The sequence below is a fragment of the Sphingomonas sp. YR710 genome, assembly GCF_900101455.1.
Lineage (GTDB): Bacteria > Pseudomonadota > Alphaproteobacteria > Sphingomonadales > Sphingomonadaceae > Rhizorhabdus.
Genome location: NZ_FMZJ01000014.1, coordinates 1 through 16,358 on the forward strand (window position 1 = coordinate 1; position 16,358 = coordinate 16,358).

Genomic DNA, 16,358 nt, shown 5'->3' on the forward strand with positions numbered 1-16,358 from the left:
GACGCGGCGAGGGTTGCCGCGGTCGTGCCGTCATAGGTGCGCGACACCGCGCCGGTCAGGCTGGCGGTCAGCTGCTTGCGCGTGATCTCGCCGATCGCGCCGGCCGCCGAGGTCGGTAGCACATAGTTGGCCAGCAGGGTGTTCGAGCCCGCCGAGAGGTCGCTGCTGGCGAGGCTGGCGGTGATCGTGATCCCGCTGCCCGCGTTCGCGCTGGCGAAGGTGCCGCTGGTCTGCGTCGCAGTGATGGTCTCGCCGTCGACCAGCCCGCTGATCTGGTAGTTGGACGACGCCAGCGTCGCCGCGGTCGTGCCGTTATAGGCGCGCGACACCGCGCCGGTCAGGCTGGCGGTCAGCTGTTTGGGCGTGATCGTGCCCGAAACTTCACCTGAATCAGGGGTATAGCCATAAACGGGTTTGCCGCTGCGATCCTCCGCGGTCAGCCTTATCCCGTTGAGCGTCGCGGTACGTGCGCCGGCATTCGCCGAATCAAAATAGCCGTAGGCGACCGTCCCCCCGGTGATCGCATCGCCATCGACAGTACCGGATCCTGTGAGCTGGATATTGGGGCCGGTCGCACTGGTGGTTCCGTCATAGTCACGGCTGACACTGACCGTAACCGTGGGCGAGATGGCATATACGAAGCCGTTGCCCTGTACCGGGAAGGGCGCGCTGCTGTCGATGGCGTCAAAATCCGCGCGGCTAACACCGTAAGCTTTGAAATCATGAATCAGATTGCCGCGTGAATCGGGTGTGCCGCCGTCGAAGGGCTCGTTGTTCCCGCTCCAGACAAGCCAGTTGCCGCTGGAGCTGTTCAACACATCGGCGTCGAGCGAATTGTTCACGAACCCGCCGGCCGCAGCGATCCGGATATTCCCGTCGGTCCTGATCTGGGCATCGGCGCCGATGGTCAGCACGCCATCGGCATGGATGTGTAGATTCGCCAGCCGGTCGGAGCCACCAATTACGCCGCCGATGGTCAGCGGTCCATTGCCGCCCAGATCGAGATCGTAATGACCGTCGATCGCAGCCGAAAGCGTTACGCCGAAAGGGTTGTCGAAGGCGATTATACTCGCTGCGGTCAGCAGGATCGGGGCGGATACCGTGAGCGCCGATGCGCTTTTGAACCGCAGCGTGCCCCCGTTCAGGCCGATATCGTTGACGGCAATGTCCGCGTCGGAGGTCGCGATCCAGTTGATGTCGCCGGCACCCGAAGCCGTGAAATGGTTTGCCGTGATGGCACCGGTAATGTCGCTGTTGCGGGCAACTGCCAGCGCGAGGTTTCCGCCACTGGCCAGCGCAATCGACCCGGCGCTGACGTCGCCCGCGTCGATCGTCAGGTTAGCGAGCGGGTTGATCGATCCGATCGCGTCGGCGAACTTAACAGAGCCGCTGGCGGCCTGCACTGTCAAACCATAAGCCGGGCCATCCAGCTTTCCGTTGAAGGCCACATTGCCTGGCGCACTGATGGTCGCGTTACCGGTCAGTTGGACATTGCCGTTCAGGGTCACCTGTCCGCCAAGGCTCGTGAAATAATGGCCTGTGCCATTGTTCGTGAGTCCGCCGCCCGGCGAGGCAAAATCGACGATGATGGCGTCACCACCGCCATTTTCACCGAAATAAACGAGGATGGGATATAAAACCCCGGCGGTTAGCGTCGTCGTGCCGCTGTTATAGCTGATCCCGTGGAGCCCTGGTACGGCTGCCGTCGGCGAAATCGACGAAATTCGGCCTTCGAGCGACGGCACGCTTTCGCCGGCATTTCCCACCCACAGGTAAGAGGAATCATCGCTGCCGGTTCGGAACGTATAGACGCCGCTGACGTCGGGTTTGAAAAAACCGAAAAAGCGAACCGAATAGGTGTCATCGAAATTCTGGCCCGGTGTCGTCGTGTTGATCGCCGTGAAGAGGTTGGTGAAACGCGAATCCTGCTGGACGCTGGCTGTTTTGAAAAAGTCGAAATTCTCGTTGAAATAGCCCTCATATTTTATGCCCTGCAGGCCGTTCACTTCTCCGCCCGAGGCGCCGATATCGGCCCCCAGCTTGATTAAGCCCATGCCGTCATTGTCGCTGTCCGCTGTCAGGACGACGCTGAAAGCGCCGGCTGTCGAGGTGATATTGGCGCCCGGTTCGATGATGATGTCGTTGTGTGCACGCAACGTCAGCGTCGCCGCGCCGTCGCCCGATTTGGTGATCGCGGTGCTGACCGTAATATTGCCATCCGCCATATTGCTCGCCCCCTGCGACGGAGCATTAGCGGTGTCGATGGTCACATCGGTCCCGCTGCTCAGCACAGTGACGATATCGCTGGCGAGGATTTCGGTGGAATCCGGCGTCGTGATCTGGTCGACGATATGGACATCATACGGATCGAACAGCCATTCGCCGGCCATCCCCGCAGGCGCGGACGCTGATCCCCGGACACCCTGTGTCAGCAGCAAGTGGCCGGAGGTCTCGATCTTGCCGCCATTGCCGCTCGAAGCGCCGCCATTTGCGGTAAAACTACCGTAAGCGCGCGTCACCGACAACGGATTGCTCACGTCCGACCACAGGCTGATCGTACCGCCGTCGCCGCGACTCAGGGCGCTGGCGCTGAGAGATGCTCCGTGAGAGACGGTGACAACAAGGGCGGACGGCCGCCCGTCGATCGACGCGCCCCTATACCCGCCGCCGACATGGATATTGCCGCCACCAAGATCGCCATCCGCGTCGAGTCCGGCACCATCGTCAACCAGAATGCTTCTACCGAACAGACCGATCGTGCCGCCCGTTTCCCCGGCCACGCGACCCGATGCATCGAGATTGCCGCCGATCCGCATGCTGCCGTCCGGCCCCGCGTCGAGGGTGATTTCACCGTTCCGCAACTGGACACTTTGCGCCTGCACGAGGCCGGCATTGTTGATGACGCTCGCAGCGGCATCGGCGGCGGCCCGCGCCGAAAGAATGACACGGCCGCCATTCGCGGTGAGCGTGCCGCTGTTCGATATCGCGCCGTCCGCGGACATGGCCGAGAGCGGCTCGCTGATCGCAAAGGACAGCAATTTGTCGCCGGCGAAATCCAGCGAAAATCCTTCGCCGGCCGCCATTACCACGGTGCCGAGCCGCGCCGAAACCAGCCCGCTGTTCGAAACCTTGCCACCGGCGAGAACCGCATAGCCATTCTCCGCAACGATTGCCCCTGCGTTGCGGATTTCGCCGCCGCCGTGCCCGCCGAACACATAGCGGCCGGCCATGAAATCGTCATCGGCGATATCGCGCGTGGTCGCCAGGAAGCCGGCCGCGCTCACACGGCCCGTGGCGCCGATCAATATCCCCGATGAATTCAGCAGCCAGACCTGCCCATTGGCCGAAACGGTCCCGTCGATCCGCGATGCACCGCCACCGGTAACGCGATTGAGCGTAACGGCATTGGCACCGGGCTGATCGAATCTCAGCGTGGTTCCGCCCGCGACCGAAAGGCTGGACCAGTTGAGCACGGCTTTATCGCTGCTCTGGGTTACCACCGTGATATTTCCGGCAGTAGCAATCGTCGCCACGCCCCGAGTGACGGTCGGCATGCTAGGCGCTTCGTTTGCTCGAGCCGCGCTCATAGCCAGTACGCTCGTTGCGGTGGCGAAAGCAATTCCATGCGCAAGGCGCTTCGCGGTGTTCAATGGTGAACCTCGCCTGCCGAGCCATTCAAGTGAGTCAACGACGTTATTTCCCTTGGTAGCCAACGGATACCTCTCAGAATAAATTTCGCAATATTACCGACAATTCATTTTAATAGTGTCGATATTATTTTTGCGATCTACATAAATAGTTTTTGACATTACAAATTTTTGGAATTTATAGCTGTTCTATAGATATAATACTGACGTCATGAAATGCGAAATTATTCGTCAATATGTTTAGTGAACAGAAGTTCAATATTGATTAATTTCCGTTCCGCCGTGCGTGATCGTCAGTTTAGGCAGAAGGACGAATTGACGCGGCACAGCCGGATTGATCCGGGATGATCTGAACGAAGTGCAACGCCGGCCTTGGAAGCGTTTGCTGCCGATCGATGAGGTGAACCGGGAGCGCAGCCGCCGACCAGAGCAGAACCGCTCAATGATCGGTGACAAGTTTTGGCGAATTCGCCGCAGGATGCCTTGGCTGATTTTCCGCTGAGCGATAAGGGCTATTGTGCTGACGCCATCGACGCCGGCTTCGCCAATCGCAACATTCGGGCTGTCATTTCGATCAGACCGTCGGGTCGCAATCGATCATGCACGGGTACTCCGCAGCCAATTCGCGGTCAGCTTCAGGTGCATGGCCGGCATCGCTGCACTTAGCTACTCAGTCAAAACGTCCACGCGGCCTGGTCAAAGCCGGTTAACGGCCGGCGAGATCGCGAACAAGGTTGGGCCATACGTTGAACACAGGCGCATCAAATCAGGATTCGCAGTCTGATAAAAATTGAAGGCCTCAGTTCGCTGACCCGAGGCGCTGATCTTCCGTTATCTGTACCTTTTCGGGTCGAGCAAGGAGGCGATGCGGTCGCCGATGATTACGCCACACGGTCATTTGCCGCAGAACGGATTGCCAGCATATAGTGCCCGAGAGACCAGAATAGCATCACGCTCGCAACCAGCAGCGCATAGCGCAGGCTTTCTCCACGCGCGACCGGCGCCAGAAAATCGCTCGTCAGGCCGATCAGATAAGGCCCCATGCCGCTGCTCAGCAATGAGAGCAGAAACATCATGATCGCAACGGCCGTGGCCCGGCGATAGGGCTCGGTGAAAGATTGGACGGTGGCAGTCGCGATACCAGCCACGCCGGTCAGAAAGGCGATTATGCCGTTGGACAGTAGATTCAGCCACGCGTGCGGGCTCAGGACCATCACGACATATAGCGGCGTGCACAAGGCGACCGATCCCGCCGGAATCCAGATCTCCCAGCGCTGATCGCGGGGGACCAGCCACGACGCCAGCAGTCCGCCCGATACGACCCCCAGCATGCCGCCGGCAGCGCCCATACCGCCAAGCCAGGCACCGATCTCGGTGGGCTTCATGTCGAAGCTGCGCATGAGGAACGAAGGCGCCCATTGAGAATATCCCTGGGTTGCCACGTGACTGAGCGCGTAAGCGAGCGATAGATGCATGAACGTCCGCCGCCGCAACAGCACCCACAGCGATTGCAGCATGCTTTCTGCCGGGCGATCGGATTTCGGCCGTGCGGGTTCGCGCAGGGTCAGGATCGTGATCAACGCGAGCGGCAAGCCGGCAAGTCCGATGATCTGAAGCGCCGCGCGCCAGCCGAAATGTTCGCCAAGGTAGCCGGTCAGACTCATCCCGCCGACCATGCCGATCGCCGCGCCGGTATTGAACAGGCTGATGCCGAGAGCCCGCTTGGTACGGGGAAAGTAGTCGCCGACCAGCGAATATGATGGCGGCAGGCAACCCGCTTCGCCGACACCGACACCCACCCGCGACAGGAAGAACTGCGAATAGCTTCGCGCGAAGCCCCCAAGCGCGGTCATGGCGCTCCACAAGACCAGGCATACCGATATCAGCCGCAGGCGCGATGTGCGATCTGCCAGCCACGCCAGAGGTACGCCGAGCAGCGCATAGAACAGCGCAAAAGCGAGGCCGGAGAGCAGGCCAAGCTGCGCGTCGCTGAGGTGAAGGTCGGTCTTGATCAGTTGCAGCAGGATCGACAGCGCCACCCGGTCCATCTGGCTGAAGATGTGAATGGTGGTGAGAACGGCGAGTGCATACCAGGCCGCGGCGGGAACCCTGCTTCCGGCTGCATCCCCGGGGGCGGAAGCTGTCGCGGTGCCTGATGCCGGCTCCTTCTCGGTTGCAAACATTGCCATCTCCCCATGTGTTCGGCTGTGGATGCGCCGATCCTGTTTTGTTTGCGCGCGGCCGCAGCCGGCCCCCTTAAGTTCATATCGTGCAAGTAATAGAGGTCGATGTCGAGGCGCGCCTTCTTCCCAGAAGCGCGCCCCGACATTTTGGGCATGCGGCCGATGGCCGCAGCGTTTCTCATCCGCCCGAATGCGTCAGGCCGTCTTGCTCACCGCCGGATAATCGTCGGAGGGCTAGGGCAGATTACGCCGCCGCACTCCGAATTTTTCCGTCCCAACTGGTCGTCGGCAAGATGTTACGCATGCCGCAATCGACCAGAACGTCGCTGCCGGTCATGGCGGAGGCGTCGGGCGAGGTCAGGAAAGCGATGACATTGGCGATCTCTTCGGTCTCGCCCCGCCGCTGCAGCGGGCAGGATGCGACCATCTTGAGCATCACCGGGTTCTTCTGCTCTTCCGCACGGTTCATCGGCGTGTCGGTGATGCCCGGTGAAAGCGACAGGATCCTCGCGCCCTTGGCCCCCCAAGTGAACGAGAGACGGCGCGCCATCCGATGCACGGCGCGCTTCGAAAGCTGATAGCACAGGCTCCGCTGCTCGACATCGATATACTGTCCGACCTTTTCGATCATATCCGGTGCCAGCGGATCGTCGATCGCGGCGAACAGTCCTGGCGCCTCAGGTACCATATAGCCCGACTGCGATGCCACAGCGATACCAACGGTACCCTCGCGGAGCAGCGGCTCGGCTGCGCGGAAAACGCGCGCTACGCCGGCGACATTGACCGCGAGAATACGCGGGCCGGGCGCCTGAACGGCCGAAACGCCGGCCGTGATGACGAGCGCATCAAGACTGTCGACCGCAGACATGAGCGCATCGACCTGCTCCTGGTTGGAGATGTCGCACTGGAACGCCCGAACGTCACCGCCGATTTCGGCCGCGATCTGCTGCGCGCCTTCCAGATTATAGTCGGCGACGATCAACGGGCCGCGCGGAGCCAGTTTTCGGGCTGTTGCCGCACCCATTCCCGACGCTGCGCCGATCACTACATTTGTCATGATTTTCTCCTTCAGTCTGAAAATTGTATTGCGCTCCGCGAGGTTCGATTACCGCGTCGCCATCAAGCATGCCACTCCCGCCGCGCACCCGATGAAACGTTGCCCCAATCTCCTTACAGGGTGCAACCCGGCATACTGGCCGCCTCCGGCCGCAGTTTACGCATCCGCGCTCGGAAACAGTCGGCTGAGCGGTTTGCCCAACGGCGCCGGGAGGTGACCGACGCCGTTTGGCCAGTCGATGAAGCCCGACGCGGCGTGCGTGCCCGCATCGATGTGCAGTGTCGTCCCCGTGATCGAAGCAGCAAGGTCGGAAACCAGGAAAAGCACGCCGTTGGCAAGGTCATCCACACTCGCCGCGCGTCCCATCGGAATGTACATGCGCCGCCCCCCTAGATGCTGTTCGGGTGTCGCTGCCATCGCCTCTTCACGTAATTCTGCCGAGATGGCATTCATATTGCCCGCTGTCGGCGTGCTATCCGACGCCAGCGTGTTGATGCGGATGTTCTGCGATCCCAGCTCGACTGCCAGCGAGCGCGTGAAGTTGGTGAGGGCGGCCTTCGCACCTGCATAGACCGCGAAGGTCGCGGCGCCGCGATGCGCCTCGATCGTTGTGAAATTGACGATGCTGCCACCGCCGCGCCGGATCATGGACGGGACCACCCGATGGATGGATTCGAGCACGTAAACATAGTTCCGGTGGATGTCCGCTTGCCATGCTTCGGGCGTGCTATCCATGAACCGGCCGCGCTTCACCCCGCCGACCACGTTCACCAGAATGTCGATACCATCGAACGTCCGGCCCACTTCGTCATAAAAGCTGGCAAGTGCAGCGGTAACGGTAGCATCCGTTTCCATGGCCAGCACCGCGACGCCGAGTTCACGTGCCTCCGCCGCAGTCGCGGCTAGCGCAGTCCCGTCGATATCGCAGATTGCAAGATTGACCCCCGCGCCAGCCAGGCCAAGCGATACCGCGCGACCGATCCCCCCGCCGCCACCGACCACCACGGCGACCCGCCCTTGGAGGCGCGCTCGACCGTCCAGAAATGCTTGCGTCACCGTCGACTCTCCTGCATCACTTTTCCGGTTTTGGGGCCTACGCTATTGTGACGCGCGCGCGCGAATGCAGCGACACATATGCCGATGCCAAACGCGCAAGTTGGAATCTTCCGCGGCTCCCCGCACCGTAAGATTGAACCAGGTCGAGCGGGAAGATTCGGTCCCGGCATAACGGGAGAAGAGCATGTCGGCGCTGCAGGATATCCCGAAAAACGTCACCGACCTGATGCGCAGCGTGCTCCACATGCAGTTCGCGACGGTAAGCGGTGAGGGGGTGCCCATCGACACGCCCATCATGACTTTTTCGTCCGACGATCTCGGCATCATCTCCGGCGCGACCGGACTGGCCTATCCCGTGAAGGCGGAGCGGGCCCGCCGCAATCCCAAGGTTGGGTTGTTGATCGAAGGGACTGTCGACGAGCCGGTCATATCGGTGGCCGGGCTCTGCGCCGTGCGCGATGCCGACATTCAAGCCAATTTGATCCGCTATTTGTCCGAAACCGGCCATTACAGCGTCGGCACCTCGCGCCCGTGGGAATTGACGCGAAATGCCGTCTGGTACTGGGCGCGGATCATCATGGACGTGACCCCCAAGCGGATCATGTGGTGGGAAAATCGAGCGGCGATGGACCAACCGCCGAATGTCTGGACCGCGCCGGCAGATACCGTCTTTCCCCCATCCGATCCCGCTCCTGCCGGACGACCGAGCGGGGCTTCGAAGTGGCCGCAACGCGATTGGCGCGAGTTTGCGCGGCCATTCGTCGAAGGCGGCGTACCAGGTCACCTGACACTGCTCGATCCGGAGGGCTTCCCGTTGCCGATAGGCGTCCGCGGCGTGCGGATGACCGACACGATGTTCGAGCTCGATGTGCCCCTTGGCGTGCCGTGGACGGGAGCGGGGATGGCGACGTTCACCTTTGCGGGCTGCGCGACGTTCGTCGGGCCCGTCAGCGGCTCCGGCGGGTCGATGCAGCTGATGGTCGAGCGGATGTTGCCGGTGCACCCGATGGTCGAGGATCCGGCCCAGGTGCTGGAGCCATCCGATGAGGTTCGCGCGGCCCTGCTGAGCCGCCTCGGCGAGGAACTCGCCCGGCGTGGTCAGCCCATCCCTATCGTTCCAGAGGAGCGACCTGCGCCCTCCGCTGGCGCGCTTCGCCGCCGCGATCGTGACGCACGCGTCAGGCAGGCCTGAACTGCAGCCACCAGGCCGAGCACAACCTTCCCATCAGCCAAAAATCAACAGAGCTTACCGCCAACCGCGGGCAGATGTGACACCCATCTGGGAATTGTCGGGTTATACTCGCTGTCCGTGTGACAAATCTTGAAATGCCTCTAGCAAGGGAAAATCAAGCGGATTCACTCGGCCAAGCAAGAGCATGGGAGGAACACCGCGTATGAGTAGGTGGAAACAGCGGCCTGAGGGATCGAATTGGGGCGACTTCGGCCCCGACGACCGGCTGGGCAAGATGAACCTGCTGACATCTGAGCGCCGCCGCGCCGCCGTGGCCGAGGTGCGCGAGGGAATCGCCTTCTGCCTCAGCCTTCCGCTCGACCTGCCCGTCTCGGACGGGCAAGGCCCGCGCAAGCCGCCACGCCTGCGGTCGCCCGCTTGGTACCATACAACAATGGATGCGTTGGGCGGATGCTGCAGCGAGCTGGTCTGCGATGACGAGGTCGTGCTCAGCCTGCAATATTCCACCCAATGGGACGCCTTCGCTCACTACGGCCGGCTGTTCGACGCTAACGGCGATGGGGCGGCGGAGAAGGTCTATTACAACGGCTACAACGAGGGTGACTTCATCGGTCCCGATGAGGAGGGCGGCCCCGCCGCGCTGACCCTGGGCATCGATAACTTCGCCGCCACCGGCGCCCAGGGTCGCGGCGTGCTGGTGGACCTCGCCCGCTACGGAACCGGGAGGCGCTGGGTCGGCTACGACGAGTTCATGCGCGCGCTGGACGAGCAGAAGGTCGAGGTCCGCCCCGGCGACTTCCTGCTGATAAACACCGGTTATAGCGAGGCGATCCTGACGATCGGCTACGACGGTGACACTCAGGCGCTGGGCTTGGCTGGCGCGGTGCTGGACGGCTCCGACGCGCGGCTCCTGCAGTGGATCGCGGACTCCGACGCCGTCGCCCTGTGTTCGGACAACCAGGCCGTGGAAGGCTTTGACATGCGCAGCGAACGCGGCGAGCACGACCCTCGCCTGCCGCTGCACGACCTGTGCCTGTTCAAACAGGGAATCCATCTGGGCGAGATGTGGCGGTTGGACGAGCTGGCGGCCTGGCTTAGCGCCAACGACCGGAACGCCTTCCTTTTGACCGCCCCGCCGCTGCGCCTGCCGGGCGCGGTGGGCTCCCCCGTCACGCCCGTCGCTACCGTCTGAACCTGTCGTGCTGGTCCGGCGTAACCAGTAGACAAGCGGGCCGAACACGGTGAAGCCGCTTAGAAATGCACCCAATTGCGCGAAAATGATCAGCGTGGCCCTGCCATTGCCGGTAGGCGGGGTTGGCTCAGCCGAGGATAGCCGAAGGTGAACGCGATGCTGGGTGGTGAGACCGCCTGATGCGGCGGGAGATGGAGTGGGAGATTTTTTGGCCCTATGAGCTGTTCCCTAGCCCGTTCCGTGGCCATTAATTGCCAACCTCATCCTACTTGCAATGCCACCATCAAGTCATTGAAACATGAGGAGGTTTTGGTGGACGCACTTGGGCTCGAACCAAGGACCCGCTGATTAAGAGTCAGCTGCTCTACCAACTGAGCTATGCGTCCACACTACCGAACGGCAGGGGCGGTTGGTGCCGCCCGTCGTGGTGAGGCGCGCCTTTAGCAGCGGGTTGTCGGCGATGTAAACCACCAAAAGCATATTTTTTGAAATTGGCTGTGGATCATTCAGTAGCGCCGGGCCGAACGGTCGATCGCCATCAATGCGCCCAGGCATATCAGCACGGTCATCATCGCCGATCCGCCGAACGAGACGAGGGGCAGGGGGATGCCCACCACGGGCGCGAGGCCCATCACCATCATCAGGTTGATCGCGACATAAAAGAAGATCGTGGTGGCCAGCCCCGCCGCGGTCAGCCGGGCGAAGCGGGTGCGCGCGCGGCTCGCGACGCCCATGCCCCAGCGGATGACCAGCAGGAAGGCGATGATCAGCAACGCGCCGCCGACGAGCCCCCATTCCTCGGCCATCGTCGCGAAAACGAAGTCGGTATGGCGCTCGGGCAGGTAATCGAGATGGCTCTGCGTTCCACCCAGAAATCCCTTGCCGAAGATGCCGCCCGATCCGATCGCGATCTTCGACTGGATGATATGATAGCCTGATCGCAACGGGTCGCTTTCCGGGTTCAGGAAGATCTCGATCCGTTCGCGCTGATAGCCATGCATCATCGACAAAGCGATCGGCAGGCCCGCGGCCATCGCCGCTGCCGCGCCAACGAACAGCCGCACGGGCAATCCAGCCAGAAAGCCCACCACCACGCCGCCGAACACGATCATCAGCGCCGTGCCGAGATCGGGCTGCGCCATCACCAAGCCGGCGGGCACGCCGATCAGCAAGGCAGGCGGCCAGATCGCCGTCCATGCCCGGATCTGGTTGACGGGAAGCATGTCGTAGAAGCGCGCCACCGCGAGCACGATCGCGGGTTTCATCAATTCGGAAGGCTGCAGCCGGATGATACCAAGATCGAGCCAGCGCCGGCTGCCACCGCCCACAAAGCCGAATGCTTCGACGAGCAGTAGCAGGAAGACGAGGATGCCATATATCGGCCAGGCCGCGCCCTTCAGCCGGGCCTCGCTTACCCGCGAGAGGAGGATCGCTAGCCCCACGAACAGAATGAAGCGCGTGCCCTGTGAAAAGGCCCAGGGAGACATGCTGCCGCCCGCGGCAGAATAGAGCACGACAAGCCCGAACCCGCCGATCGCGAGGATCAGGAACAGCACGCTCCATGGCAGTTGCTGGAGGAACGCCGGTATCAGCGAGTCGCGGCTCATTCGGGCTCCTCGGCGGCGTTTTGCGGCGGGACCGATGGCTCGGGAGCGGCCGGCGCCGGGGCGGGAGACGGCGTGGCATCGTTGCGGTGCTGCCATGCCTGCGCCTCGGTGGCCATACGCTGCTCGATCGATCCCGATTCTGACTCGATTGCCGCAAGCCGTTGTTCGGCGAGAGGACGATTATATAGCCAGGTGATGATGTCGCGGGCGATCGGCGCGCCGGCGGCGCCGTGCATACCATGTTCGAGCACCACCGATACCGCGTAGCGGGGATCGACGACGGGCGCGAAGCCGATGAACAGCCCATGGTCGCGATACTTCCATGGCACGCCATTCACCCCGAAATCGCCGCGCGCGCGCTGCGCCATCGTGATCCGCCGCACCTGCGCGGTCCCGGTCTTGCCGCCCATCTGCACTCCAGGCAGGTTGAGCCGTGCCTGGCCACCGGTGCCAAACGGGCCGTTGACGACTCCCGCCATCGCGTCGCGCACGAATTGCAAATGTTCGGGATTGCAGGCGAGCGGTCCGCCCTGCGGCGGATATTTGCGGTTGACGATCAGGCGTGGCGCCAGTTCGCGCCCTGATGCGATCCGTGCCGCCATCACCGCAAGCTGGAGCGGATTGGCGAGCATATAGCCCTGGCCGATCGTTGAGTTGAGCGTATCGGACACCCCCCAGCGCGCGCCCTTATATTTGCGCGCCTTCCATTCGGCATCGGGCACGGTGCCGTAACGCTGCGACGGCATCGGCAATTCGAATTCCTGACCCAGCCCCAGCGCTCGCGCCATCGAGGCGATCCGTTCGATCCCGATCAGCCGCGACATCGTGTAGAAATAGATGTCACAACTCGCCGCGATCGCGTGTGCCATGTTGACCGGACCATGGCCGCTATGACGCCAGCAGTGGAAGAAACTGTTCCCCAGCCGATAGGTGCCCGAACAATTCACCGTCTGGCCGGGATCGATCCCTGCCTCGAGCAACGCGAGCGCGACCATAGGCTTGACGGTCGATCCCGGCGGATAAAGCCCCTGCATCACCTTGTTGGTGAGCGGCAGATGATCGTTTCCGGACATCATCGCCCATTCGTTTTGCGAAATGCCGTCCGAAAAGCTGTTCGGATCGTAAGCCGGCATCGATGCCATGGCGAGGATGCCGCCGGTCTGCGTATCGATCACCACGGCCGCGCCGCTGTTGGGCCCCAGGCGGCTCGCCGCATAACGCTGCAGGCCGGCATCGATTGTCAGCTGCAGGGCGTTGCCGACCACTTCCGGGCGGGTCGTCAGCTCGCGCACCACCTTGCCGTGCGCGGTGACCTCGCTGCGCTTGGCGCCGGGTTTGCCACGCAGCCATTGTTCCATCGTTCGTTCAAGACCTTCCTTACCGATCTTGAATCCCGGTGTGAGCATGAGCGGATCGTGCGTTCGATCATAATCGGCGGCGGATGGCCCGCCGACATAGCCGACGAGATGGGCGACGGCGGCGCCGGCCGGATAATAACGCCCGTACCCGCTGGTGGGGGAAACACCGTGAAGGCTGGGCTGGCGGATGCTGACCGCGGCGAACCGTTCGTAACTGACATTCTCGGCCACCGCGACCGGCTGATAGCCGCGCGCCTGGCCCAGATCCTCGCGGATCCGATCCATATCGTCGGCGGTGAGCGCGAGCAGCGACTGGAGCTGGCCGAGCACCCGATCCTTGTCGTGCAACTGATCGGGAATGATATCGACCCGGAAAATCGTGCGATTGATCGCGATCGGCTTCCCATGCCGGTCGATGATCCACCCGCGCCGCGGCGGCACCAGCGTCATCTGCACCCGGTTATTTTCGGCCAGCGTCGAATAGCGCTCGTTCTGCGCAACCGACAGCCATGCCATGCGCGCGATCAGCAGCCCGCCCACCGCCGTCTGCGCGGCGCCCAGCACGAAGGCGCGCCGCGTGAACGAGAAGGCCTGCGCCTGTTCGGTGATGATCCTGCCGCGGCGCATCTATCGGGCCAGCCGCCAGCGATCGAGCAGGGCGGTCAGCCGCACCGTCGCCGGGAATACGAGGATCGCGACCACGGTTTCGGGGATGACGGTCAGGATCGTGCCGCTCGCGCCCGGGGTTTGCGAAAGTGCCCATGTCGCCGACTGGATGATCGCGATGCTCGTCGCCGCAATAATCCATTCCATCCAATAATCGCGCCAGACGATATGATGATCGATCCAATCGAACGCGAGAAAGGCGACCGTCCACAGTCCCATCGACGTGCCGAGAAAATGGCCGGTGAGCAGATCGTCGAACAGGCCGAGCGGCAGCGCGATCCAAGCTGGCCACATTTCGGGGCGCAGCAACCGCCAGGACAGCAGCAGAAGCAGGCCGAACGGCGGCAATTGGGGGGCGGACGAGACCATCGGCGCCAGGATCATCGCCGATCCGGCCAGCGTCGAGGCGATCGGTACCAGCAATGGCCGCAACGGCGCACGGACAGGGCGTATGGCCGGACGACCGATCATGGCTTCGGCTGCGTCGGACGATCCTCGGCCGGCGGCAGATAGATCGGATAGACCGCGCCGAAATCGATCGTCGCGGGATCGGCGAGCGGCGCGGCGCTGGCGCGATCGCCATGGACCGCGGTGATCACCGCCACCGGGATATTGGGGGCATAGATGCCTCCGGTCCCCGACGTGACCGCCAGATCGCCCCGGCGGAATGGCTGGCCGCCGACGTTCAGCCCGCGTATCTCGACGCCGCCGTCGCCACGGCCGGTGATCAGACCCGCCACGCCGTTGCGTGTGATCCGTACCGGCACCGCGCTGTCGCCATCGGTCAGCAGCAGCACGCGCGCGGCGAATTGCCCGGTCTCGAACACCCGCCCGATCAGCCCTTCGGGCGATCGCACCGGCATGCCGGGCGCGATGCCATCAATGCGGCCGGCGGCGAGCGTTGCGAAGCGGCGCTGGCCCGAAATGCTCGATCCGATGATGCGTGCGGACAGCAAGGGTTTTGGGAGGTGCTCGACGACGCCTGCCAGCTTCTTCAACCGGGCATTTTCGAGGATCAGCGCCCTGGCGGTGATCGCCTGGTGGCGTTCGATGGCGAGTTCCTGCGTCAGCCGGCGATTTTGGGCGGCGGCATCAAAATAGGCGTCGATCTCGGCGCTCGCCTCAGCCGCGCCACGCACGCCGATGCGGGCGATGCCGGTCAGCCCGGCGCCAAAGTCGATCGCCATGCCCCGGACCGTTGCGAATGAACGCGGATCGAAATGGGCGAGCAGCAGCATGGCCGCGGCCACCACGGTGCCGGCGACGGCAATCACATAGCCCGCGAACAGGCCATATTGGATGCGGCGCGAAAAACCTCGACGCCGGTGGCGGGGCGCCGCCATCGCGGTCTGGACTCGTCAGGCTGTCTGCAGCACGCCGCGGAAGATAGGATCTTCCAGCGCGCGGCCGGTGCCGAGGGCGACGCATGTCAGCGGGTCGTCGGCGACGACCACCGGCAGGCCGGTCGCCTCGCGCAGCACCTCATCCATCCCCTGCAGCAATGCCCCGCCGCCGGTAAGTACGATCCCCTGGTCGACGATATCGGCCGCCAGCTCGGGCTGGGTGTTTTCCAGTGCGATGCGCACGCCTTCGACGATCGCACTCACCGGCTCGGTCAGCGCTTCGGCGATCTGCGCTTGCGAGATCGAAATTTCCTTGGGCACGCCGTTCACGAGATCGCGGCCCTTGATCAGGATCGTCTTGCCCTTGCCATCAGCCGGCATCTTGGCAATCCCCACTTCCTGCTTGATCCGTTCGGCGGTCGCCTCACCGATCAGCAGATTGTGGTTGCGGCGGACATAGGATCCGATCGCTTCGTCCATCTTGTCGCCGCCAACGCGCACCGACGTCGTATAAGCAAGACCGCGCAGGGACAACACCGCCACCTCGGTGGTGCCGCCGCCGATATCGACCACCATCGATCCGATCGGCTCGGTCACCGGCAGCCCGGCACCGATCGCGGCCGCCATCGGCTCCTCGATCAGCCACACCTGGCTCGCGCCGGCATTGGAGGCGGCGTCGCGGATCGCGCGCCGCTCGACCGAGGTCGATCCGGATGGCACGCAGATCACGATTTCGGGCCAGCGCGGAAAGCGGCGGGGGCCATGAACCTTCTGGATGAAATGTTTGATCATCTGTTCGGCGACGTCGATATCGGCGATCACGCCGTCGCGAAGCGGACGGATGGCCTCGATCTGGTGCGGGGTCTTGCCCATCATCAGCTTGGCGTCGTCGCCGACCGCCTTGACCCGCTTCACGCCGTTGATCGTCTCGATCGCCACCACCGATGGCTCATTGAGCACGATGCCGCGGCCGCGGACATAGACCAAAGTGTTCGCCGTTCCGAGGTCGATCGCCATATCGTGCGACATGATCTTGAAGAAACGCTGAAAGAACATG

Annotated in this window: 11 protein-coding genes and 1 tRNA gene; 2 read left to right on the forward strand and 10 right to left on the reverse strand. The window is 63.0% G+C overall.

Translation table 11 applies throughout. The annotated features are described in order from the left end of the window. The 4 genes from BLS13_RS15700 to BLS13_RS15715 form a co-directional block, all read right to left on the reverse strand. Window positions 1-3,554 (reverse strand): two-partner secretion domain-containing protein (locus tag BLS13_RS15700; protein ID WP_093453543.1); only part of this gene is annotated, 3,554 nt, incomplete at its 3' end. A 974-nt stretch (window positions 3,555-4,528) separates the two neighbouring features. Next, window positions 4,529-5,830, reverse strand: a complete 1,302-nt coding sequence (locus BLS13_RS15705) for a spinster family MFS transporter (RefSeq protein ID WP_176943624.1) — start codon at window positions 5,828-5,830, stop codon at window positions 4,529-4,531. Between the two features lie 244 nt (window positions 5,831-6,074). Next, window positions 6,075-6,887, reverse strand: coding sequence for an SDR family oxidoreductase (locus BLS13_RS15710; RefSeq protein WP_093453546.1), 813 nt, complete (start codon window positions 6,885-6,887; stop codon window positions 6,075-6,077). Window positions 6,888-7,043: 156 nt separating this feature from the next. After that, window positions 7,044-7,943, reverse strand: coding sequence for an SDR family NAD(P)-dependent oxidoreductase (locus BLS13_RS15715; RefSeq protein WP_093453548.1), 900 nt, complete (start codon window positions 7,941-7,943; stop codon window positions 7,044-7,046). 184 nt (window positions 7,944-8,127) lie between these two features. Here BLS13_RS15715 and BLS13_RS15720 point away from each other — a divergent pair, with 184 nt between their 5' ends. Beyond that, window positions 8,128-9,135 (forward strand): pyridoxamine 5'-phosphate oxidase family protein, encoded by a 1,008-nt coding sequence (locus BLS13_RS15720; protein WP_093453549.1) that lies wholly within the window; start codon window positions 8,128-8,130, stop codon window positions 9,133-9,135. Between the two features lie 202 nt (window positions 9,136-9,337). Then, window positions 9,338-10,327, forward strand: a complete 990-nt coding sequence (locus BLS13_RS15725) for a cyclase family protein (RefSeq protein ID WP_218123304.1) — start codon at window positions 9,338-9,340, stop codon at window positions 10,325-10,327. 310 nt (window positions 10,328-10,637) lie between these two features. On the opposite strand, the gene BLS13_RS15730 is transcribed toward BLS13_RS15725, so the two are convergent. From BLS13_RS15730 to BLS13_RS15755, 6 genes are all read right to left on the reverse strand, one after another. Further along, a tRNA-Lys gene (locus BLS13_RS15730) sits at window positions 10,638-10,713 on the reverse strand. 120 nt (window positions 10,714-10,833) lie between these two features. Continuing rightward, complete coding sequence (gene rodA, locus BLS13_RS15735) at window positions 10,834-11,934, reverse strand: rod shape-determining protein RodA (RefSeq protein WP_093453552.1); 1,101 nt, start codon at window positions 11,932-11,934, stop codon at window positions 10,834-10,836. Beyond that, entirely contained in the window at window positions 11,931-13,919 is a 1,989-nt protein-coding gene (gene mrdA / locus BLS13_RS15740) for a penicillin-binding protein 2 (protein WP_093453554.1), read from the reverse strand. Before mrdA ends, rodA begins: the two co-directional genes overlap by 4 nt. Continuing rightward, on the reverse strand, window positions 13,920-14,429 hold the full coding sequence (locus BLS13_RS15745) for a rod shape-determining protein MreD (RefSeq protein ID WP_093453556.1): 510 nt from the start codon (window positions 14,427-14,429) through the stop codon (window positions 13,920-13,922). It abuts the gene before it with no gap. Further along, the gene (gene mreC, locus BLS13_RS15750) at window positions 14,426-15,301 is read right to left on the reverse strand and encodes a rod shape-determining protein MreC (protein ID WP_093453558.1); all 876 of its coding nucleotides are present in this window, start codon (window positions 15,299-15,301) and stop codon (window positions 14,426-14,428) included. The genes BLS13_RS15745 and mreC overlap by 4 nt, the downstream gene beginning before the upstream one ends. Before the next feature lie 15 nt (window positions 15,302-15,316). Further along, entirely contained in the window at window positions 15,317-16,357 is a 1,041-nt protein-coding gene (locus tag BLS13_RS15755; protein WP_093453559.1) for a rod shape-determining protein, read from the reverse strand. Between the last annotated feature and the right edge of the window lies 1 nt (window position 16,358).

What these genes read in the sequence shown, in the direction of transcription:
- mrdA (WP_093453554.1), bottom strand. Translation starts at nt 13,919, where the DNA reads ATGCGCCGCGGCAGGATCATCACCGAACAGGCGCAGGCCTTCTCGTTC.
- BLS13_RS15745 (WP_093453556.1), bottom strand. Translation starts at nt 14,429, where the DNA reads ATGATCGGTCGTCCGGCCATACGCCCTGTCCGTGCGCCGTTGCGGCCA.
- BLS13_RS15755 (WP_093453559.1), bottom strand. Translation starts at nt 16,357, where the DNA reads ATGTTCTTTCAGCGTTTCTTCAAGATCATGTCGCACGATATGGCGATC.
- BLS13_RS15705 (WP_176943624.1), bottom strand. Translation starts at nt 5,830, where the DNA reads ATGTTTGCAACCGAGAAGGAGCCGGCATCAGGCACCGCGACAGCTTCC.
- mreC (WP_093453558.1), bottom strand. Translation starts at nt 15,301, where the DNA reads ATGGCGGCGCCCCGCCACCGGCGTCGAGGTTTTTCGCGCCGCATCCAA.
- BLS13_RS15720 (WP_093453549.1), top strand. Translation starts at nt 8,128, where the DNA reads ATGTCGGCGCTGCAGGATATCCCGAAAAACGTCACCGACCTGATGCGC.
- BLS13_RS15710 (WP_093453546.1), bottom strand. Translation starts at nt 6,887, where the DNA reads ATGACAAATGTAGTGATCGGCGCAGCGTCGGGAATGGGTGCGGCAACA.
- BLS13_RS15725 (WP_218123304.1), top strand. Translation starts at nt 9,338, where the DNA reads ATGAGTAGGTGGAAACAGCGGCCTGAGGGATCGAATTGGGGCGACTTC.
- rodA (WP_093453552.1), bottom strand. Translation starts at nt 11,934, where the DNA reads ATGAGCCGCGACTCGCTGATACCGGCGTTCCTCCAGCAACTGCCATGG.